At 64.7% G+C, this 21,222-nt stretch carries 16 protein-coding genes; 9 read left to right on the top strand and 7 right to left on the bottom strand.

What is annotated here, in order from left to right; genetic code table 11:
- Window positions 1-145 precede the first annotated feature (145 nt).
- A complete protein-coding gene (locus tag MSG32_RS08795; RefSeq protein WP_248379172.1) occupies window positions 146-1,363 on the bottom strand; it encodes a globin domain-containing protein in 1,218 nt (405 codons plus the stop codon).
- A gap of 193 nt (window positions 1,364-1,556) precedes the next feature.
- Here MSG32_RS08795 and norR point away from each other — a divergent pair, with 193 nt between their 5' ends.
- Window positions 1,557-3,329 carry a nitric oxide reductase transcriptional regulator NorR gene (norR, locus tag MSG32_RS08790; protein WP_248379171.1) on the top strand — a complete coding sequence of 591 codons (1,773 nt, stop codon included), beginning with the start codon at window positions 1,557-1,559 and terminating at the stop codon, window positions 3,327-3,329.
- Window positions 3,330-3,493: 164 nt separating this feature from the next.
- Here norR and cmoB read toward each other — a convergent pair whose 3' ends face one another.
- Together cmoB and cmoA are read right to left on the bottom strand one after the other, a co-directional pair.
- A complete protein-coding gene (gene cmoB / locus MSG32_RS08785) occupies window positions 3,494-4,522 on the bottom strand; it encodes a tRNA 5-methoxyuridine(34)/uridine 5-oxyacetic acid(34) synthase CmoB (RefSeq protein WP_248379170.1) in 1,029 nt (342 codons plus the stop codon).
- A gap of 31 nt (window positions 4,523-4,553) precedes the next feature.
- Complete coding sequence (gene cmoA, locus MSG32_RS08780; protein WP_043335167.1) at window positions 4,554-5,300, bottom strand: carboxy-S-adenosyl-L-methionine synthase CmoA; 747 nt, start codon at window positions 5,298-5,300, stop codon at window positions 4,554-4,556.
- A gap of 204 nt (window positions 5,301-5,504) precedes the next feature.
- On the opposite strand from cmoA, the gene pgi reads away from it, so the two are divergent.
- From pgi to MSG32_RS08750, 6 genes are all read left to right on the top strand, one after another.
- A complete protein-coding gene (pgi, locus tag MSG32_RS08775) occupies window positions 5,505-7,208 on the top strand; it encodes a glucose-6-phosphate isomerase (RefSeq protein WP_248379169.1) in 1,704 nt (567 codons plus the stop codon).
- A gap of 275 nt (window positions 7,209-7,483) precedes the next feature.
- Window positions 7,484-8,236 (top strand): YqiA/YcfP family alpha/beta fold hydrolase, encoded by a 753-nt coding sequence (locus MSG32_RS08770; protein WP_233593451.1) that lies wholly within the window; start codon window positions 7,484-7,486, stop codon window positions 8,234-8,236.
- Between the two features lie 214 nt (window positions 8,237-8,450).
- Window positions 8,451-10,331, top strand: coding sequence for a DNA topoisomerase IV subunit B (parE, locus tag MSG32_RS08765; protein WP_043335172.1), 1,881 nt, complete (start codon window positions 8,451-8,453; stop codon window positions 10,329-10,331).
- Between the two features lie 123 nt (window positions 10,332-10,454).
- Window positions 10,455-12,731: a DNA topoisomerase IV subunit A gene (gene parC / locus MSG32_RS08760; protein WP_131431579.1), complete on the top strand. Its 2,277-nt coding sequence runs from the start codon at window positions 10,455-10,457 to the stop codon at window positions 12,729-12,731.
- A 106-nt stretch (window positions 12,732-12,837) separates the two neighbouring features.
- Window positions 12,838-14,049 carry a phosphoserine phosphatase SerB gene (gene serB, locus MSG32_RS08755; protein ID WP_248379168.1) on the top strand — a complete coding sequence of 404 codons (1,212 nt, stop codon included), beginning with the start codon at window positions 12,838-12,840 and terminating at the stop codon, window positions 14,047-14,049.
- Window positions 14,050-14,288: 239 nt separating this feature from the next.
- Entirely contained in the window at window positions 14,289-14,537 is a 249-nt protein-coding gene (locus MSG32_RS08750; RefSeq protein WP_043335179.1) for a TIGR02647 family protein, read from the top strand.
- 110 nt (window positions 14,538-14,647) lie between these two features.
- Here MSG32_RS08750 and MSG32_RS08745 read toward each other — a convergent pair whose 3' ends face one another.
- A complete protein-coding gene (locus MSG32_RS08745; protein ID WP_043335180.1) occupies window positions 14,648-15,007 on the bottom strand; it encodes a 5-carboxymethyl-2-hydroxymuconate Delta-isomerase in 360 nt (119 codons plus the stop codon).
- Window positions 15,008-15,132: 125 nt separating this feature from the next.
- On the bottom strand, window positions 15,133-16,365 hold the full coding sequence (epmB, locus tag MSG32_RS08740; protein WP_248379167.1) for an EF-P beta-lysylation protein EpmB: 1,233 nt from the start codon (window positions 16,363-16,365) through the stop codon (window positions 15,133-15,135).
- A gap of 91 nt (window positions 16,366-16,456) precedes the next feature.
- On the opposite strand from epmB, the gene efp reads away from it, so the two are divergent.
- Both efp and MSG32_RS08730 read left to right on the top strand, forming a co-directional pair.
- Entirely contained in the window at window positions 16,457-17,023 is a 567-nt protein-coding gene (gene efp, locus MSG32_RS08735; RefSeq protein WP_043335182.1) for an elongation factor P, read from the top strand.
- A gap of 239 nt (window positions 17,024-17,262) precedes the next feature.
- Window positions 17,263-18,363 (top strand): EF-P lysine aminoacylase GenX, encoded by a 1,101-nt coding sequence (locus tag MSG32_RS08730; protein ID WP_248379690.1) that lies wholly within the window; start codon window positions 17,263-17,265, stop codon window positions 18,361-18,363.
- Between the two features lie 487 nt (window positions 18,364-18,850).
- Here the strand turns inward: MSG32_RS08730 and asd are convergent, their stop codons facing one another.
- Together asd and MSG32_RS08720 are read right to left on the bottom strand one after the other, a co-directional pair.
- Window positions 18,851-19,768 (bottom strand): archaetidylserine decarboxylase, encoded by a 918-nt coding sequence (asd, locus tag MSG32_RS08725; RefSeq protein WP_248379166.1) that lies wholly within the window; start codon window positions 19,766-19,768, stop codon window positions 18,851-18,853.
- A 270-nt stretch (window positions 19,769-20,038) separates the two neighbouring features.
- Complete coding sequence (locus MSG32_RS08720; protein WP_043335184.1) at window positions 20,039-20,902, bottom strand: rhodanese-like domain-containing protein; 864 nt, start codon at window positions 20,900-20,902, stop codon at window positions 20,039-20,041.
- Window positions 20,903-21,222: the final 320 nt, after the last annotated feature.

The following is a 21,222-nucleotide window of genomic DNA, read 5'->3' as shown; positions in this document are numbered from 1 at the left end:
AGCATGGAAGTCAGCGAAATACCAACAACAACGCTGGACACGCAATAACAACACGGCCTGCTGGAATGAAGCCGGAGAACGCAAAAGCCCCCATGGCCGCAAGGCGATGGGGGCTTTTTGCATGGTGCGGCTCACACCTGGCGCATCAGGCGACAGCAGTGTCGATGGCGAGCGGGGCGGAGGGACCGAAGTGCTCGTGGTGACACTGGGCGAGCGGTACGCCGATACGGCTGAGGTGCTGGATCATGCTCTGCATGAAGCCATGCGGGCCGATCACGAAGGCCTGCAGCGACTCGGCGCTGGCACCGGTCGCGGCGATCTGCTGCGCCAGCCAGTCGCGCTCGATGATGCCCAGCTGCGCATGGGGCGGCAGCGTCTCGGCCTGTTCGTAGCAGACCTGATAATGCAGCTGCGTTGGATACTGCGCGACCAGCGCCTTGAGGGTGGCGTCGAAGGCATGCACCTCGGGATTGCGCGCCGCATGCAGGTAGATCACCTGGCGGCCCGCCGCCAGCGCCGCCGTCAGCAGCGACAGCATCGGCGTCTGGCCGACACCCGCCGACAGCAACAGCACCGGGGCATCGGCGCTCTGCGGGGCAGCATGCTCGAAGGTCAGCTCGCCGGCCGGTGGCAGCAGTTCGATCTCGTCACCTGTCTTCAGCGCATGCAGGTACTGGCTGGACTGGCCGTGGGCCTCACGCTTGACCGAGATACGGCAGAAGCGCTCGTCCGGCGCGTGGGACAGGCTGTAATGGCGATGGATCACGCCCTGGGGTGTCGTCAGGCGCATGCCGATGTACTGGCCCGGCAGGAAGGAGAACATCGGGCCTTCCACCGGTGCCAGGTACAGCGAGCGAATCTCGCGGCTCTCGTCCTGCGTGCGCACGATGCGGAAGCGGCGCAGCCCCTGCCAGCCGCCGCGGGTAGCGGCGAAGCTGTCGTAGCGGCCCTGCTCGGCGGCGATCAGCACAGCGGCCAGTTCCCCGTAGAGGGCGCCCCAGGCATCGGCGATCTCCGGTGTGACGGCGTCCCCCAGCACCTCACCGATGGCGGCCATCAGGCACTCGCCGACGATGGGGTAGTGTTCCGGCAGGATATTGAGCGAGACATGCTTGCTGACCACGGGCGCCAGCAGGCGGTCCACCGCCTCACGCGAGTGGCGCGCGCCGACATAGGCGAGTACGGCGCCGGCCAGCGCACGGGCCTGGCCGCCGCTGGCCTGATGGGTCTGGTTGAACAGCGGCTTCACCTCGGGATAGCGCTCGAACATCAGCGGATAGAAGCGCGCCGTGATGGCATTGAGATGCTCGGCGACGACGGGAGCGGTGGCGGCGATCAGGTCTTCCTGGGCGTTGGTCAGCATGACGATACCTCTGATTGATGTCCTCCTATTTATGGCAAGGGGCGTGCCAACTCTCGAGGCCAGTCGTCATGCACTCTGCAGGCCTGTGATGTCAAAATGACATGGTCATATGGCGTGTTCTAATAACATCAAGCGTGTCATGATGACATCAATTTTCAGCCCTCTCACTCCCGATACCCGCAAGGATGACCGCATGCCCGATGCCCACTTGCCCCTGAACGATACGCCGGTCGCGGCCGTGAATGCCTGGCTCGCCGCCTGGTTGTCCCGCGAGGAGGGCGGCGAGCGGCGCGCGCTGCCATGGACGCGTCTGCTGGCCGCGATCATGCAGCAGCTGCCCGGTGAGGCGGCGACCCTGATGCGCTACCTGCCCGAGCGTGACGAGCTGTTGCCACTGGCCACCTACGGCCTGCCTGCCGAGGTGCGCGGGCGACGCTTCGCGCTGGCGGAGCACCCGCGGCTCAAGGCGATCGTCGAGCACACGGGGGTACATCGTTTCGCGTTGGACAGCGACCTTCCGGACCCCTTCGATGGCCTGCTGGGGGACGTACATGGGCCGGATCTGCTGGTGCATGACTGCGCCGGTATCGCGCTGCGCGAGGGCGATACACTGCTGGGGGTGATGACCTTCGATGCGCTGACGCCGGGAGTGCTGGCCCCGCTGGAATCGTTGTGCGCCTCTGCGAGTACGGACGAACTGGCACTTCCGCTTCAGGAGTTGCAGGCCTGGTTGTCACTCCCCGCACACTGTCTGTCGCTGTCACTACGACAGGAGTGGGCCGCGGTCGGCAGGTCAGGGCTTTCGGCACCGATGGTGGTCTCACCGACAGGCATGGCGTCACAGAGCGCCATGGCCTGCCCGCAGCGTGGCCCGGCGATGGCCAGGCTCGAGGCGCAGCTGGAGGCGGTCGCCGATACCGAGATGACGGTGCTGGTGCAGGGCGAGACCGGCGTGGGCAAGGAGGGCGTGGTCCAGCGCCTGCACGATGCTTCCCGGCGGGCGGCGCGGCCGCTGGTACGCATCAACTGCGCCGCCTTGTCGCCGGACCTGGTCGAAAGCGCGCTGTTCGGGCATCGGCGTGGCGCCTTCTCGGGCGCGACCCATGATCACCGTGGCCACTTCGTGATGGCGGATGGCGGCACCCTGCTGCTGGATGAGATCGGCGAGCTGCCACTGGCGCTGCAGCCCAAGTTGCTGCGGGTGTTGCAGGAAGGCGAGCTGCAGCCGCTGGGCAGCGATCGCGTGGTCAAGGTCGATGTGCGCGTCATCGCGGCCACCAATCGCGATCTCGAGGCGGAGGTCGCTGCCGGGCATTTCCGTGAAGACCTCTATCACCGCCTGAGCGTCTATCCGCTCAGGGTGCCGCCGCTGCGTGAGCGCGGGCGAGCAGACCTGCTGGCGTTGGCCGGCACCTTCCTGGAACACAACCGCACGCGCCTCGGGCTGGGCAATCTGCGCCTGACGCCGGCGGCGGAGCGCCTGCTGTGCGACTACCCCTGGCCCGGCAACGTGCGTGAACTGGAGCACTGCCTGAGTCGCGCCGCCCTGCATGCCCGGCTCGCGCATGGTGCTCACCCGACTCGTCTGCGCGCCGATGGTCGCCAGCTGGTGGTGATCACGCCGGAACTGCTGGGACTGGAGGTCAACGCCGAGGTGTCACTTGAACGGGTCGCCAGCGCGGCGCAGGAGATTCAGGGCGCGCAGGAGGGGAGGGTGGATCAGACAGGAAGAGCGAGTCAGATGGCAGGAGCGAGTCAGACAGGAGGAGCGAGCTCTGCACAGCGCGCCGCCTGGCAGGACGGTGACGAGACGCTGGGCCTGCGCGATGCCACCGAGGCGTTTCAGCGCGAGCACATCTCGCGGGTCTGGCAGGCGAGTGATCGCAACTGGGCGGAGGCGGCGCGCAGGCTCAAGGTCGATCGCGGCAACCTGTACCGGCAGGCCCAACGTCTGGGAATTGTCTGAGGCGCGAGGCAGTGCCTGAGGCGGGAGGCAGTGTCCGAGGTAAGAAAAGAAGACGGCGATGCTCATGGAGCATCGCCGTTGTTGTATTTCTGCCGCCGGCGGCCCTGGCGCGACGAGAGATCCGTGTCTCGAACGCGCGTTCAGACGCCCGCTCAGACGCCAGTTCAGGCGCGAGTGGCGATCAGCACCGCACGCCGCGGCGCCGGGTGGCCTTCGCGGGTCAGGCTCGGGTCAGCGGGATCGAGGAAGTCGCTCAGCGAGTGGTAGGTCATCCAGCCGGTGGCACGCTGCTCGTCCAGGGTAGTCACGGCTTCATCGACGATGCGCACGTCCTTGAAGCCGGCGCGCTCGCACCAGTGGGCCAGCGCCTGGGAGGAGGGCAGGAAGTAGACATTGGGCATCGCGGCGTAGCGCTCGCCAGGCATCAGCACCGTCGTCACGTCACCTTCCACCACCAGGGTTTCCAGCACCAGTTCGCCGCCGGGGCGCAGGGTGTCGCGCAGCTGGAAGAGGTGGTCCATCGGCGAGGGGCGATGATAGAGCACGCCCATCGAGAACACGCTATCGAAGGCGCCCATCTTCGCCGGCACATCCTCGATGCCCACCGGCAGGAAGTGCAGGTTGCGGCCCTGGGGGTGGTCCGCGCCGATGAAGTGGCGCACGGCATGGAACTGGCAGTAGAAGCGCGGTGAAGGGTCGATCACCAGCGTGAAGGCCGCGCCTGCACCGACCATGCGCCAGCCGTGGTAGCCATTGCCGCCGCCGACATCCAGCACGCGGCGATGGGTGAGATCCGACAGATGCGGCGCGAGACGCTGCCACTTCCAGTCGGAGCGCCATTCGGTGTCGATATGGATCTCGTCGAGCTGATAGGGGCCCTTGCGCCACGGCATCATCGCACGCAGCAGGTTCTCGCTCTGGCGCAGCTGGCCGCTAGTCAGACCAGTCGGAAAGCGAGCCCCGACCCGGTCGGCATCCAGCTGCACATCGCGCGCGTCGGGCAGGGCGGGCAGCTTTTCCAGCGCGCCATGCCAGGCCTTGAGGTCGGCGTGACGCTTGCGGTCCAGGCCAGTGGCCAGTTGCTCGGGCAGGGCGCCCAGCCAGCGGGCGAAGCCGTCGCCGACGGCGCCTGGCTCACAGGCAAGCTCGGTGAAGGCGCGGTAAAGGTCGCGGTCGTACGGGGAAATGCTCATGCGCTGGGTCGGGTCCGTGCAGGCGTAGCGGTCATTCGGCGGCTTTGAAGGCGACCATCGATGCGAAATTCAGGTATTGCAGCCAGGTGTGGCTGCGCTGGAAGCCGGCGCGCGCCAGGCGCTCATGATGCGTGTTCAGGCTGTCGGGCTTCATCACGTCCTCGAGGGCCTCACGTTTCTGGGAGATTTCCAAATCGGAGTAGCCGTTGGCGCGCTTGAAGTCATGATACCGTTCGATCAGCCAGGCATTCTCGACCGGATCATCGCTGATGATCTTCTCGGAGAGGATCAGCACACCGCCGGGTTCCAGCGCCGCGAACAGCTTGTCGATCACGGCGTCGCGGTCTTCCGGCGGCAGGAACTGCAACGTCAGATTGACCACGATCATGCCGGCCGGCTGATAGTCGAGGGTGCGAATGTCGGCTTCGGTGACGTTGATGCGGTGGTCGGGGAAGGCCTCGGCGAGTTCGCGGCTGGCGCGCTCGACCATCGGTCTGGACAGGTCGACGGCTTCGATCTCGATATCCTCGGCGGCCATCTCGCGGGCCAGCGCCATGCTGGCAGCACCCAGTGAGCAGCCCAGATCATAGACCCGCGCGCCGGGGCGCAGGTGGGCGCGGGCCATCAGGCCCAGCATGGCGATGATCTGACCGTAACCCGGCACCGAGCGGCGCAGCATGTCCGGAAAGCAGCTGACGACCTGCTCGTCGAAGGAGAAGCTGGCGACACGGTCAAGGGGTGTCGTAAATATCGCGTCACGGTAAGATGCATCACTCATGGATCAAGGCTTCATCGGGCAGTGGGCCAGGGCGACATGCCTGTGGCCGAGGACCGGCCGGGCAGAGCGCCCCGTCGGGCCCGCCATTCTACGCATTCGGCGCCCGTGACGCACCCGTCACGGCTGGCGGGTGATGCCTCCATCAATCGATTTCAGGCCGGGCCATGCAGGGCCGGTCATTACACTTCAAGGAGAGAGGTGGCCATGTCCACTCAATCAGCGGCACGTTCTGCGCGTCGTAATACCCAGGCCTGGCAGGCTCTCGCGCGCCATCATCAAGAGCAGATGGCCGATGTGCATCTGAAGGACCTGTTCGCCGAGGATGCGGCGCAAGGGCGTGACCGAGTGGCGACCTTCACACGCTCTGCCGCAGGGCTGCGTCTGGATCTCTCCAAGCAGCGCCTCAAGGGCGAGACCCTGGAGCTGCTGCTGGATCTGGCGCGCGAAACCGGCGTCGAGCAGGGCATCAAGCGCCTGCTGGCCGGTGAGCATGTCAATCGCTCCGAAGACCGTCCGGCGCTGCACGCCGCGCTGCGTCTGCCGCGCTCCGCCAGCCTGGTGGTGGACGGCGAGGATATCGTGCCGGCCATCCACGAGAGCCTCGAGCACCTGGCCGAGATGGTCGACACCTTCCACAGCGGCCAGTGGCGCGGCGCCACCGGCAAGCCGATCACCGACGTGGTCAACCTCGGTGTCGGTGGCTCGGACCTGGGCCCGCTGATGGTCTCCAGCGCCCTGAGCGATTGCCGTCCCAAGGACATCCACGAGATCGGCGTGCACTTCGCCTCGACCATGGATGGCTCCCAGCTGGCGGATTATCTGGAATCCTTCAGCCCGGAAACCACGCTGTTCATCCTGTCCTCCAAGTCATTCTCGACCATCGATACGCTGTCCAATGCCCGCACCGCGCGCGACTGGCTGAAATCACGCCTCGATCCGGAAGGGCGCCTGGAAGCGCTGATCAACCGCCAGCACTTCATCGGCGCTTCCGCCAAGCCGGAGAAGATGACCGAGTGGGGCATCGCGCCGGAACATCAGCTGCTGTTCTGGGATTGGGTCGGCGGCCGCTATTCGCTGTGGGGCACCATCGGTCTGCCCATCGCGCTCAATGTCGGCATGGACAACTTCCGTCGCCTGCTGGCCGGGGCGCATGAGCTGGATGAGCACTTCCGCACCGCGCCGCTGGAAGACAACCTGCCGGTGCTGCTGGCGCTGGCTGGTATCTGGAACAACAACTTCCTCGATATCCGCGCCCACTCCATCCTGCCCTACGACGGACGCCTGGAATACTTCGCCAGCTACCTCGAGCAGCTGGAGATGGAATCCAACGGCAAGTCGGTGACCAACGATGGCGAGATGATCGACTACTCGACCTGTCCGGTGCTGTGGGGCCAGCTGGGGCCGAACGCTCAGCACGCCTTCTATCAGCTGCTGCACCAGGGCACCCAGGCGGTCGAGTGTGACTTCATCGCGCCGATGTGCCGTTATGATCACGTCGAGGACGCCGAGACACGCGCTCACCTCAAGGCACAGCACCGTCTGACGCTGGCCAACTGCTTCGCCCAGTCACGTGTGCTGATGCTGGGTGATGACGCCATCCCCGGTGATGAGGCGCAGCCGAACCACAAGCGCTACCGTGGCAATCAGCCGTCGACCACGCTGCTGCTGGAGACGCTGACACCGGAAACGCTGGGTGCGTTGATTGCGCTCTACGAGCAGAAGGTCTTCGTTCAGGCCACCATCTGGGATATCAACCCGTTCGATCAGTGGGGCGTGGAACTGGGCAAGCAGATCGCCACCGCCACTGAAGCGACCATGACCACTGGCGAAGGCTTCGAGACGCTGGACGCCTCCAGCCGTGCGCTGATCGAAGCGGTGTGGGCAGCCCAGGATCAGGACCCGCGCTGAGCCTATGGCGGATGTGAGTGAGAATGAGAATGAGAGTGTGTGAGTGAGGGCATGCTGATATGCCATGCAAGACGAGCGGCGGCGTCAGTCGTCGCTCTCTGTTGATTTATACAGTATTCTCGCTATCCTATAAGCGAATCAATCGTTTACACTAGACAGCATGACGCGGACCGTCGAAAACCCTGCTTCCAGCGGATGAACGCTCGAGAGATGCCCAGCCATCTTGAGGCGTGGGAGGGGAGGTTTCGCGGTCTGACGTGTTGTCGGGAGTGCTGATGGCCAATTCCCCCTTTCCGTCAGATACGGCAGCGATGCACGCCACCGCGCCCGTCAAGGGTCTGCTGTATCTGCACGGCTTCAATTCGGCCAGTTGTTCGCCCAAGGCACGCTTGATGCAGCGCGCGGCAGAGCAGTTCGGCCTGCCGTGCGTGATGCCGGACATCCCCCCGGAGCCCGGCGCGGGTCAGGCGGCGGTCAACGCGGCCTATCTCACGTTGTGTGAGCGCCTGGCGCTGGACCCCGCAGACCCCGCCTGTGATGACGCCATCATGGTGATCGGCAGTTCCATGGGCGGCTTTCTGGCCACCTGGCTGGTCGCGCGTGAGGCCGCACGCCTCGAGGGGCCGGCTGGTCCTTCTCAGAGCGTCTGGCGTCAGGGGCCGCGCAGTGTGCTGATCAATCCGGCCGTGCGTCCCGCGCGACTGGTCAGCGAATGGCTCGGCTCGGTGCATGCCAACCCCTATACCGGCGTGACGTTCACCGTCACCGAGGATTTCGGGCCCGGACTGCTCGCATTGGAAGCGGAGCCGGTCACGGCGCAGCGCACCCTGGTGCTGTTGGCGACGGCCGATGAGACATTGGATGTCAATGATGCCGCAGGGCTCTATCAGGGAAGTCGCTTGATCATCACGCCGGGTGGCGATCACGGCTTTGCGCAGCTGGCGGAATACCTGCCGGCGATCATGGCGCATGGCGGGCACCGGCTGGCCCCCGCCACCGCAGCGGCGATGCATGTCGCGCCGGACTAGCAGGTCATGTGCGTGGTGCTTTCTGCTACGACACACCACGACCTGGCTGGGGACGGCACCTCTTGGCACGACATGGATTGGCACGATATGGCAGGGCGTTCGATGCTGAGCGCCAGGCGCCGGTCTCTCATTTTTCAGGAATCCGTTGTCCGTCTCGCGTACGTGAAATGGCGAGTCGGATGGCGGACGTCAACACCAAGGACACAAGGCTGCGATGAGTCAGTACAGCGCCAGTTCCATTGAGGTCCTCTCCGGCCTCGAACCGGTCCGCAAGCGGCCCGGCATGTATACCGACACTTCTCGGCCCAACCACCTGGCGCAGGAAGTCATCGACAACTCCGTCGATGAGGCGCTGGCGGGGCACGCGAAGGAAATCCGCGTGCGCCTGCTCGAGAATGGCGGTATCGAGGTCGGCGATGACGGTCGTGGCATGCCCACCGACATCCACCCCGAGCATGGCGTGACCGGCATCGAGCTGATCCTCACCAAGCTGCACGCGGGGGGCAAGTTCTCCCAGGACAGCTATCGCTTCTCCGGCGGCCTGCACGGCGTGGGCGTCTCGGTGGTCAATGCGCTGTCGACGCGTCTGGAAGTGGAAGTGTGCCGCGATGGCCTGCGTCAGCGTATCGCCTTCGAGAATGGCGAGAAGGCCGAAGAGCTGACCCAGATTGGCACCGTCGGCAAGCGCAATACCGGCACGCTGGTGCGCTTCTGGCCGGACGAGAGCTACTTCGATAGCCCGCGCCTGGCGATGCCGCGCCTGCGCCACCTGTTGCGTGCCAAGGCCGTGCTGTGTCCGGGCCTCAAGGTCGTGCTCATCGAGACCGATGGCAGCGAGACGACCTGGCACTACGAGGATGGCCTGCGCGATTACCTGCTCGGCGCCACCGATGGCTTCGAGCGCCTGCCGGAATCGCCCTTCGTCGGCCATTTCGAGGATGAGGAGCACGGGGTCGACTGGGCGATCCAGTGGCTGCCGGAAGGCGGCGAGCTGGTGCAGGAACCCTACGTCAACCTGATCCCCACGCCGCTGGGTGGCACCCACGTCAATGGCCTGCGCTCCGGTCTGCTCGAGGCGCTCAAGGAATTCTGCGACTACCGCAGCCTGCTGCCGCGTGGCGTCAAGCTGAGTGCGGATGACCTGTGGGAGCGCGCCGCCTTCGTGCTGTCGGTGAAGATGCTCGATCCGCAGTTCGCCGGCCAGACCAAGGAGCGTCTGTCCTCGCGCAGCGTCGCCGCCTTCGTCTCCGGCGTGGTCAAGGACGCCTTCTCGCTGTGGCTCAACCACCATGTCGATCAGGCCGAAGCGCTGGCGGAACTGGTGATCTCGGCGGCCCAGCGCCGTCTGAAGAGCGCCAAGAAGGTCGCGCGCAAGAAGGTCACCTCCGGGCCTGCGCTGCCGGGCAAGCTCTCGGACTGCTCAAGCTCCGATCCTGCCGACAGCGAGCTGTTTCTGGTCGAGGGTGACTCCGCCGGCGGCAGCGCCAAGCAGGGCCGCAACCGCGAGACTCAGGCGATCCTGCCGCTGCGCGGCAAGATCCTCAATACCTGGGAAGTCGAGTCGCATGACATCTACTCCTCCCAGGAAGTCCACGACATCGCGGTCGCCATCGGCCTGGACCCGGGCTCGGACGACCTCACCAAGCTGCGCTATCACAAGGTCTGCATCCTGGCGGATGCCGACTCCGATGGTCTGCACATCGCCACGCTGCTGTGCGCGCTGTTCGTGCGTCACTTCCCGGCGCTGGTGGATGCCGGGCGCGTCTTCGTCGCCATGCCGCCGCTGTACCGCATCGACCTGGGCAAGGAAGTGCATTACGCCCTGGACGAGAGCGAGAAGGCGCACATCCTCAAGCAGCTCGAGAGCAAGCGTGGCACGCCCAACGTGCAGCGCTTCAAGGGTCTGGGTGAGATGAATCCGCTGCAGCTGCGGGAAACGACCATGGCGCCGGATACCCGCCGCCTGGTGCAGCTGACGCGCAGTGCGGATGACGGCACCCACGAGATGCTCGACATGCTGCTGGCCAAGAAGCGCGCCAGTGATCGCAAGAGCTGGCTCGAGGACTACGGCAACATGGCCGACATCGAGGTCTGATCATCGTGAGTTTCGAGCGCAGCTGAACTTCGAACGCCAGACAAGCTGCGCGACAGCATTCTTTCGGGAGCGCCACAGTCAGGCGCTCCCCGGTTTTACGCTCGTAATCAAGGTCAAGCGCCCATGAGCATGGATATACAGGTTGCGGAGGGTGACGTCGAACGTCTGGCCCTGCGCGACTACACCGAAAAGGCGTACCTCGACTACTCGATGTACGTGATTCTCGACCGCGCCCTGCCGCATGTCGGCGATGGCATGAAGCCGGTGCAGCGCCGCATCGTCTACGCCATGCGCGAACTGTCCCTGACGGCCAACGCCAAGTACAAGAAGTCGGCGCGCACCGTCGGCGACGTGCTGGGCAAGTTCCACCCCCACGGCGACAGCGCCTGTTACGAGGCGATGGTGCTGATGGCGCAGCCGTTCAGCTATCGCTATCCGCTGGTGGATGGCCAGGGCAACTGGGGTAGCCAGGATGACCCCAAGTCCTTCGCGGCGATGCGTTACACCGAATCGCGGCTGTCGAAGTACTCCGAGGTGCTGCTGTCCGAGCTCTCCCAGGGTACCGTCGACTGGGTGCCCAACTTCGATGGCACCATGAACGAGCCCAAGGTGCTGCCGGCGCGTCTGCCCAATGTGCTGCTCAACGGCACCACCGGTATCGCGGTGGGCATGGCGACCGACATTCCGCCGCACAACGTGCATGAAGTCGTGGCCGCCACGCGCCATCTGCTGCGCCATCCGGACTCCGACAGCGATCAGCTGATGGAGTACCTGCCGGCACCGGACTTCCCCACCGAGGCGGAGATCATCACGCCGCGCACCGACCTCGCCAAGCTCTACCGCACCGGTCGTGGCAGCGTGAAGATGCGCGCCCGCTATGTGCTGGAAGAGGGCGATATCGTGATCACGGCACTGCCGTATCAGGTCTCCGGTGCCAAGGTGATCGAGCAGATCGCCGCCCAGATGCAGGCCAAGAAGCTGCCGATGGTCGCGGACCTGCGTGATGAGTCCGACCACGAGAACCCGACGCGCCTGCTGATTCAGCCGCGCTCCAATCGTGTCGATATCGAAGGCCTGATGGCGCATCTGTTCGCCACCACGGACCTCGAGAAGAACGCACGCGTCAACATGAACGTCATCGACCTCAAGGGGCGCCCGCGGGTGATGGCGCTGCACGAGATGCTGGCCGAGTGGCTGCGCTATCGTCGTGCCACCGTGCGTCGTCGCCTCGAGCATCGTCTGGCCAAGGTCGAGGACCGTCTGCATATCCTCGAGGGTCTGCTGACGGCTTATCTGAATCTCGACGAGGTGATTCGCATCATCCGCGAGGAGGAAGACCCCAAGGCCAGCCTGATCGAGACCTTCCAGCTCTCCGAGCGTCAGGCCGAGGCGATCCTCGAGCTGCGTCTGCGTCACCTGGCACGTCTTGAAGAGATGAAGCTGCGTGGCGAGCAGGACGAGCTCAAGCGCGAGCGCAAGCACCTCAAGCATCTACTGGGCAATGACGAAGCACTGACGGACCTGATCGACAGTGAGCTTGAGCAGGCTGCCACCGACTTCGGTGATGCACGCCGCTCGCCGCTGGTCGAGCGCGGCGAAGCCAAGGCGCTGTCGGAAGTCGAGCTGATGGGCGCCGACCCGATCACTGTCGCGCTGTCCGAGAAGGGCTGGATCCGTGCCGCCAAGGGGCATGATATCGACCCCGAAGGCCTGTCCTACAAGGCCGGCGACCGCTTCCATCTGGCGGCGCGCGGCAAGACCAATCAGCCGCTGGTGCTGCTGGATGACACCGGGCGTGCCTACACCCTGGCCGCACACAATCTGCCCAGTGCGCGCGGGCAGGGCGAGCCGATCACCGGGCGCATGAATCCGGCGGCGGGGGCGGCGATGGTCGGGCTGCTGCTCGATGCGCCTTCCGCGCGCTATCTGCTGGCCTCCGATGGCGGCTATGGCTTCGTGACCACGCTCGAACAGCTCACCGGCAAGAACAAGTCCGGCAAGGCGGCGCTGACCTTGCCGCGCGGCTGTGCGGTGCTGCCACCGGTCGAGGTGCCGACAGTGCCGGAGGCTGCCGATGGCACGCCCGCGGCCCTGGAAGTGGCGGTGGTGTCCAACGAAGGGCGCCTGCTGGTCTTCCCGCTCTCCGAACTGCCCGAGATGTCCAAGGGCAAGGGCAACAAGATGCTGTCGATTCCGGGCGAACGCGCCGCCAACCGCGAGGAGTTCGTGCGCTCGCTGGTGGTCTTGCCCGCCGGCGCGACCCTGGTGGTGCATGCCGGCAAGCGCAAGACCCTGCTCAAGGGGGCGGATCTCGATTATTATCGTGGCGAGCGTGGCCGCCGCGGCAGCAAGCTGCCCAAGGGCTTCCAGAAGGTCGACCGTCTGGCCGTCGATAGTTGAATCCGGGCCGGATGGCCTGGCTTGTTAGCTGAGGTGCGTCGGCGTTGACGCCGACATGCCCCGTGGGCGACACCTTGATGATTCATTGCTCAGGAATGATTTTCCAATGACACAACGTATCTTGATCCGTGCCACCGGTACGGCTCGTCCAGGACAGCTGGCAGGGCTTGGTCAGGCGCTGGCGCGCAGCGGCGCACGACTGCTGGACATCAATCAGAGCGTGACCTTCGGGCTGGTGTCGCTGGAAGCGCTGGTGGCTCTTGGCGCGGAGTCCGATCTGGAGGCCGCGCTGGCCGCCGCCGGTGAACAGCTGGGGCTGGATGTGCAGGCCGTGCAGGTCGGTGCTGAGAAATATGCGCGCTGGAGCCATCAGGCGGAGCGCCCGCGCTGGATTCTGACGCTGCTGGCGCCGTGTCTGCCGGCCGGCATTCTGGCCGAGGTCGGTGGCCTGACGGCCGAATTCGGCATCACCGTCGAGCTGATGCATCGTCTGTCGGGGCGTGAGCCGCTGGATGGCGAGTCACCGGCCGAAGGCGCCTGTGTCGAGTGCTGGCTGCGCCTGCCGGAGAGTGGCACCGACATCAACGCCCTGCGCGAGAAGGCGCTGGCGCTGGGCGCGCTGCACGGTGTCGACATCGCGATCCAGGAAGATGATATCTGGCGTCGCCATCGTCGCCTGATCTGCTTCGACATGGATTCGACGCTGATCCAGACCGAGGTGATCGACGAGCTGGCGCGTCGTCACGGTGTCGGCGAGGAAGTCTCGGAAGTCACCGAGCGTGCCATGCGGGGCGAGCTGGACTTCAAGGAAAGCTTCCGTGAACGCATGAGCAAGCTGGAAGGCCTGGATGAGTCGGTGCTGGCCGATATCGCCGCCAATCTGCCGCTGATGGATGGGGTCGAGCGCCTGATGGCCAACCTCAAGGCGCTGGGCTATCGCACCGCGATCCTGTCCGGTGGCTTCACCTACTTCGCGCGTCATCTTCAGCAGCTGCTGGGCTTCGATGAGATCCACGCCAATGAGCTGGTGATCGTCAATGGCAAGGTCACCGGTGAAGTGCGCGAGCCGATCGTCGATGCCGAGCGCAAGGCGCTGCTGCTGCGCGAGATCGCCGAGCGTCATGGCCTGCGCATGGAGCAGACCATCGCCGTCGGTGACGGTGCCAATGACCTCAAGATGCTGGCCGAGGCGGGGCTGGGTATCGCCTTCCGCGCCAAGCCGCTGGTGCGTGAACAGGCGCGCCAGTCGATCTCGACCCTGGGCCTGGATGCCGTGCTCTACCTGATGGGCTATCGCCAGCAGGATCTCGAGCACTGATCCGTGATTCAGCCGCTGAATGCCTGCGCTGAGTGACAAGCCAGTGTGTGAGTGACAACGCCCCCATCGCCGCCGCGGTGGGGGCGTTGTCGTCTGGTCACCAGGTCGCAGAATAGTCCCAAAGCAGCAATGCGCTTTCGGGTGTGAGGGCTAGACTGGAGGGGAAGCGCCGACGACTCGTCGCTCGTCAGTTGACGCCATACTGAAACGCCACTCGCCACGCCGTCAGGAGTTTGCCCATGCCGTCACCCTATGACGATGAACTGCACCTGCTGTGCCTGTTTCCGCATGATGCCGCCCTCAAGGGTTTGAAGATTCGCCACGATGCCAGTCCCGACATGGTGGCCGCCGCCGAGCGTCTGCATGCCAAGGGGTTGACCACGCTGCCGGATGGCGGCTATCTGACGTCGGTGGGCCGTGAGGCCGCCGAACACGCCCATCGTCTCAATGACCTGCTTCACGTTCCGATGGCCATGACGGGTACCTGAGTTCACCCATTGGCTTGCATCGCTGGTCGCGAGAAGGAAAAACGCCCCGTGGCTTTCGGCCACGGGGCGTTTTCGTCTGCGGCCTCAGGGGCGGTGAGTCACCCGTGCGCTCAGGCCTTGTGCTTGCGATAGGTCGCGCGGGTGATCTCGACGATCTCCACGCTGACTTCGCGGGCCGCCTCGCAGTGAGGCTTGAGGGCCTCCATCAGGATATCCGCCAGGCGCGACTTGTCGTCATCGCTGCGGCCTTCCAGCTGGTGGCAGTGCAGATTGACGAAGCCGTGCTTGTGCGCCAGCGGTGCCTGATTGCCGGCCAGACGCCAGTGGCGCCAGCTTTCCGCGCGCACCTTGATGTCGGTTTCCTTGAACAGGCCACTTTGCATGGCGGCGGCATGCAGGTCATCCATGATCGCGTCCATGTCGAGGCTGGGGGCCAGACTGTCGGCATAATCAATGACGAGATGAGGCATGTGATGGGCTCCTTGAGCATGGCCACGCCTCTCGGGGCGTGTGCCGATGATGAAATTGGCCAGCGATAGTAGCAAATTTTGTGCAGCACGCCGCCTGTTGTTGCCCCACGCTGCCAGGGCGCCATTCACGCACTGGCGATGATGCCCGTCAGGTTGAGCGAAGATGGCTCGCGCTCGTCGCCCGCAGGGTAAGACGCCGAAGGGCCAGTGGCGGCGGCGACTCCCGGATGTGTCTTGGACACCGTGGGCTTGGACAGAGGGGGCTTGGACACAGAGGGCTTGGACAGAGGTGTCTTGGAGCGTCGGCCGGGCACTTCACGTACCAGGCGCGGCATCAGGAAGCCGGGCAGATGCTCAAGCAGCGCTTCCATCAGGTTGCAGGCCTCTTCATCGCTGACCGCGAAGTGGGCGGCGCCCTGCACGGGGTCGAAGGCATGCAGGTAGTAGGGCAGTACGCCGCACTCGAAGAGTCGCTCGGCGAGGGCCGTCTGCACTTCCACGCTGTCATTGACGCCACGCAGGATGACGCCCTGGTTGAGCAGGGTGACGCCGGCGCTCTTGAGGCGAGTCATGGCGGCAGCGACGGCGTCGTCCAGCTCGTTGGCATGGTTGGTGTGAATGACCAGCACCTTCTGCAGACGCGTGGCACCCAGCCAGCCGAGCAGCTCGTCATTGACGCGGTCCGGAATCACCACCGGCAGGCGCGTGTGGATGCGCAGGCGCTTGAGATGCGGGATCTCGCCCAGCGACTCCACCAGCCACGCCAGGCGCTTGTCGGGGGAGACCAGCGGGTCGCCGCCGGACAGGATCACCTCGTGGATGCGCTCGTCGGCGCGCAGGTAGTCGAGGATATCCTGCCACTGTGCGCGGCTGGGCTGATGGTCGTCATAGGGGAAGTGACGGCGGAAGCAGTAGCGGCAGTTGATCGCGCAGCCACCGCTGGCCATCAGCAGCACCCGGTTGGTGTACTTGTGGATCAGCCCCGGCAGCGGCGTATGTTCAGCCTCTTCCAGCGGATCGGTGACGTAGCCGTCGAGCACATCGGTCTCGGCGTCCAGCGGCAGCACCTGGCGCAGCAGTGGGTCGTCGGGGTCATTGGCGCGAATGCGGCTGGCATAGGCCTCGGGCACGCGGATCGCGAACAGTTCATGGCCGTCACGGGCGCCCGGCAGCCACTCGCGCTCCAGCCCCAGGCGCTCCAGCAGAGCCTGTGGAGAGCGGATCACGTCGCGTAGCTGTGCACGCCAGTCATTCGGGGCAGATGGGGCTTCAGCGGCAGATGAGAAGGCCTCTGAGGCACGACTTTCGTGGCTGGTGTGCGGGATGGTATGCAAGGATGCAGGGGTTCGGGTTATCATGCGCATCACTTCTAGTCATGATTGCAGCCAATTGACTGCAATCTGGAATTCATGGCGGGCAAGACCCGTTAACGAGTCGAGAGCGAGCAAGATGGCCAACTATTCTACCAACGAATTCAAGTCCGGTCTGAAAGTGATGCTGGACAATGATCCCTGTGCCATCGTCGATAACGAACTGGTCAAGCCGGGCAAGGGCCAGGCCTTCAACCGCGTCAAGCTGCGCAACCTGAAGACCGGTCGTGTATGGGAGCGTACTTTCAAGTCCGGCGAGAGCATCGAAGCCGCCGATGTCATGGAAGTCGACATGGAATACCTCTACACCGACGGTGAGATGTGGCACTTCATGCGTACCGATGGCTCCTTCGAGCAGTACGCTGTCGATGGCAAGGCGCTGGGCGACACGGTCAAGTGGCTGAAAGAGCAGGTCGTCTACACCATCACGCTGTGGAACGACAACGCGATCGCCGTCACCGCGCCGAACTTCATCGAGCTGGAAGTCGTCGAGACGGACCCGGGCCTCAAGGGCGACACCGCCAACGGTGGCTCCAAGCCGGCGACCCTGTCTTCCGGTGCCGTGGTGCGTGTGCCGCTGTTCATCAACCAGGGCGAAGTCCTCAAGGTTGATACCCGCAGCGCCGAGTACGTGTCTCGCGCCTGAGCCCTTTCGCTCACGCCGTGAACACCCTGATGCCTCGCCTCGTGCGGGGCATCATCGTTTGTGCTGCTCATTCGTGCTGCTCATTCCTGCTGGTCAGTCGTGCAGGGTGATCGTGTCGATCAGCCCTTCCGGTTGGCCATCGTTCCCCGCTGATCCCTTTCTCGAGCCTGTCCATGTCTGATACCGATTCTTCCGCCGCTGCTTCACCTCTCTCAGCCGCTGCCGCGCCAGGCGCCGCCCTGGCAGAGGACTGGGCGCCCACTGCCACGCGCGAGCGGCTCGTCCAGCGCGCGCGTCTGATCAATGAGGTGCGCGCCTTCTTCGCCGAGCGTGAGGTGCTGGAGGTGGAAACGCCGGTGCTGGGGCAGGCCGGGTCGACGGATGTCGGTCTCGCGTCATTGTCCTTGAGCGCGCAGCTGCCGGGCGAGCGTGAGCGCGTGCCGATGTGGCTGCAGACCTCGCCGGAATTTCACATGAAGCGTCTGCTGGCGGCCGGTAGCGGGCCGATCTTCCAGATCGCGCGTGCCTTCCGCGATGGCGAGGTCAGTCGCCGCCACAATCCCGAGTTCTGCATGCTGGAGTGGTATCGCCCCGGCATGAGCCTTGAGGCGCTGATGAGGGAGACCTGTGAGCTGATCCTGCGCGTGATGGCGCTCGGGGCACAGCTGACCGGTCAGCCGTCGCTGCTCAGTGAGTCTCAAGACGCCCAGGTCAGGCCTGCCATCACGCCTTACCGTGCGCTGTTTCGCCGTGTGCTGGCGCTGGACCCCTTCACGGCCTCGCTCGAGGAGCTGCGAGCCGCCTGTGCGCGGGAATGTGAGGTCGCGGCTGACGACTGGTCGCATGAGACCTGCCTGGATGCGCTGATGAGCCTGGTGATCGAGCCGACTCTTGGCTCAGGGTCACAGGGCGCAGAAGCACAGGGCGCAGGAGCGCAGGGGTCAGGGTCAGAGGGGATAGAAGCGCAGGGACAAGCCACCGTGGAGCTGGTCACCGAGTACCCGGCCGCGCAGGCTGCCTTGGCGCGCAAGCATCAGGACAGTGAGGGTGATTGGGTGGCGTCGCGTTTCGAGGCCTATGTGGCGGGCATCGAGCTGGCCAACGGCTATGACGAGCTGACCGATGCCAGTGAGCAGGCGGCACGCTTTGCCGAAGACAATGTTGCGCGAGTCGCCCAGGGCCTGCCTGAGGTAGCGGCTGACAAACGTCTGGTGGCGGCCTTGCAGGCGGGAATGCCCGCGGGGAGCGGGGTGGCGCTGGGGCTGGATCGTCTGATCATGCTGGCGCTGGGGGAGCGCGATATCTCGGCGGTGATCGCTTTCCCGGCATCACGTGCTTGAGAGCCGACATGAGAGGCAGCTTTCGATGTGATTTGCGTGAATCCCAGCGTTTATTGCCAACACGCTTGCCGAGCGTGCGTCGACTAGACTGGAGATGTCAGCGTGGAGGGTTGGCGCTTGCCGGCGAAGCCCGCAGGCAAGGTGATGGCAGGACCAGGGCAATGGTCGCAGCGGGTCTTCTTTTATCGGGCATGGTGAAAGAAGGCGACAGATGATGGCTCGAACCCTCGGAGCCTTCGAGGCATCATCCGGCAGTCGCGTCGTGAGAGCGTGACGCCCGTCATGGAGGACTCTGATCTGTTTGGGCACTGAAGGTAGTGATCACCCCGATGGCAGCGTTCATCGCGGGGCAAGGCAAGAAGGCGGGGAGCGCGGTCAGTCTCCTGTCGTTAAAAAGGGAAGCCAGGGGCTTCCCTTTTTTTATGCCCGGGTTTCATGTGCGGGCTTTATGCGCGAGTGTCGTGCTCGCGCTGCGCCAGGCCTGACCTTATTTCTCGTCTGTGGTCGGCATGTCCTGCGCCGTCTCTGTCGCATGCTCTTCTGACTCGGTCGGGGCCGGTGCTGTCGCAGACGGGCGCATGCCGAGTGACTGACCCATGCTGACCTTCTGGCCCGGCGTCAGGGCGTCATCGAACTCGACGCTGTCCGGGAAGCACATCACCACGGTGGAGCCGAGCTGGAAGCGGCCCATCTCGGCGCCATGTGCCAGCTCGATGAGTTGATCGAAACGGGTCGTCTCGACATCACCGGAAAGCGGCGTGACCTGACCACTCCAGACGGTCTTGATCGCCGCGACGATCATCGCGCCCACCAGCACCATGGCCATCGGGCCATGCTCGGTCTCGAAGATGCACACCAGGCGCTCGTTGCGCGCGAAGAGGCCCGGCACGTGCTTGGCAGTGGCTTCGTTGACCGAGAACAGGCGCCCCGGAACGTAGGCCATCTCGACCAGACGACCGGCCACCGGCATATGGACGCGATGGTAGTCCTTCGGTGACAGATAGACAGTGGCGAAGCGGCCGTTGCGGAAGGGCGCGGCGCGCTCTTCACTGCCACCCAGCAGCTGGGTCAGCGAGAACGCCTGACCCTTGGCCTGTACGAGAGTGCCGTGTTCGATGTTGCCGAACTGGGACAGTACGCCATCGGCCGGTGACACCAGGCCTTCACCGATGGGGCGGGCATCCGCCTTCAGGGCGCGGGTGAAGAAGTCATTGAAGCAGGCGTAGGCACGCGGGTTCTCCTCGAGCGCCTCGTTCATGTTGACGCCGTAGGCCTTGATGAAGCGCTCGATGAAGGTGTTCTTGACCCACGGATTGGTGCAGGCGGCGACACGGCCGATGAGGCGTGAGATCAGGTGCTGGGGCAGTGGGTACTGGCTCAGGGAAAACAGCTTGGCGCGATCCACGATGGCGATCCTTGCAGGCACTTTCAGGAATGAAAAGCCCGCTCCTCGAGAGGGCGGGCGTTGGCCGGCAACAGCGGCGGCCAGCAGTTGGGCTGCACCTTAGCCCATCGTCAATAACGGCTCAAGCCTGCGAATTGCCGCAGTAGCGGGCCTGGCGACAGTTGCCAGGCAGGCCATGCGTGTCATCCCGGCATGGCCTGCATTGGCGTGCTGGCGCTCGATAGGCCCGTCTCAGGCTGCCATCAGAAGCCTTCAGCCTGTTATCAGTCCTCAGCGTTCGATGGGCGTGTCGTCACGGTTGCCCCATTCCTTCCAGGAGCCCGGATAGGCGCGCACATCGCTGAAGCCCAGCGCCTGACCCACCAGCCAGGTCAGCCCGGAGCGGTGATGGCTCTGGCAGTGCGTCACGATGTGCTGTTCGGGGTTGAGGCCGCGAGCGCCCAGTTCCGTTACCAGCTCCGCATAGTCGCGGATACGCAGGTTGCGCTCACGGTCCATGGCCTCGGTCCACTCGAAATGCACGGCGCCCGGGATATGGCCGAGGCGGGCGTTCTGGCCCTTTTCGCCGCGATACTCTTCCGCGGAGCGTGCATCCCAGACCACGACGCTTTCCTGCGGGTCCTCGGCCGCCAGTCGATCGAGAATGTCTTCCCGCGTCGCCATCACGCTGGTGTCCATGTAGGCGGCGTGATACTCGCTGGGGCTCCAGTCGCTGGCGGTGTCACTCAGCGGCAGGCCATCGCCTTGCCATGCGTGCAGGCCACCATTGAGGTAGCTGTAGCGGGTATGGCCGAGCAGCGCCAGGGTCCACAGCAGGCGTCCGGCCCAGCCGCCGCCTTCATCGTCATAGGCCACCACATGGCTGTCGCGGGTGATGCCAAGGGCTGACATCACGTCAGACAGCGCCTCGGGGCTCGGCACGCCGGGAATGTCGTCGTCATTGCTGCCGACCAGCTGCTTGAAGTCGAGCAGGCGAGCGCCGGGCACGTGTCGCGCATGGCTCTCGGCTTTCAGTGGCACGTCGACGATCACGATATCAGGATGGTCGAGCATCTCCGCGAGCTGCTGCGGTTCGACGATCAAGGGCAGCAGGTCGGCTTCCGAAGGGGAAGGGTGTGAAGAATCGTGAGACATGGCGTAATCCTTGCTTCTACGAAGAGAGTGATCCTTCCGGCATCATGGCACGTCGGCTGGCACTGTGGTCAAGTCACTGTGATCAAGAGATGCAATCAAGTGACTGCGGCGAGGCGAAGTGTCACCGCGCCAGATTCCTTGCCATCTTGTCCCCTGAAACGACATGTTTTCAGTATAATGCCGCGCGTCACATTCTGGGGCGAACGTGTGAATGCCCAGTGCGCACGCATGACGGTACAGACGTGGACGACGCGTGTGCCAGCAGGGCACAGTGCGCGCCATGACCTGACCTTCTGGACAGGCTTCTGATCAGCTGGCGA

Origin of the sequence: Cobetia sp. 1CM21F (assembly GCF_023161745.1) — a bacterium.
GTDB classification, from domain to species: domain Bacteria; phylum Pseudomonadota; class Gammaproteobacteria; order Pseudomonadales; family Halomonadaceae; genus Cobetia; species Cobetia amphilecti.
This window is presented reverse-complemented; position numbering and strand designations above follow the sequence as displayed.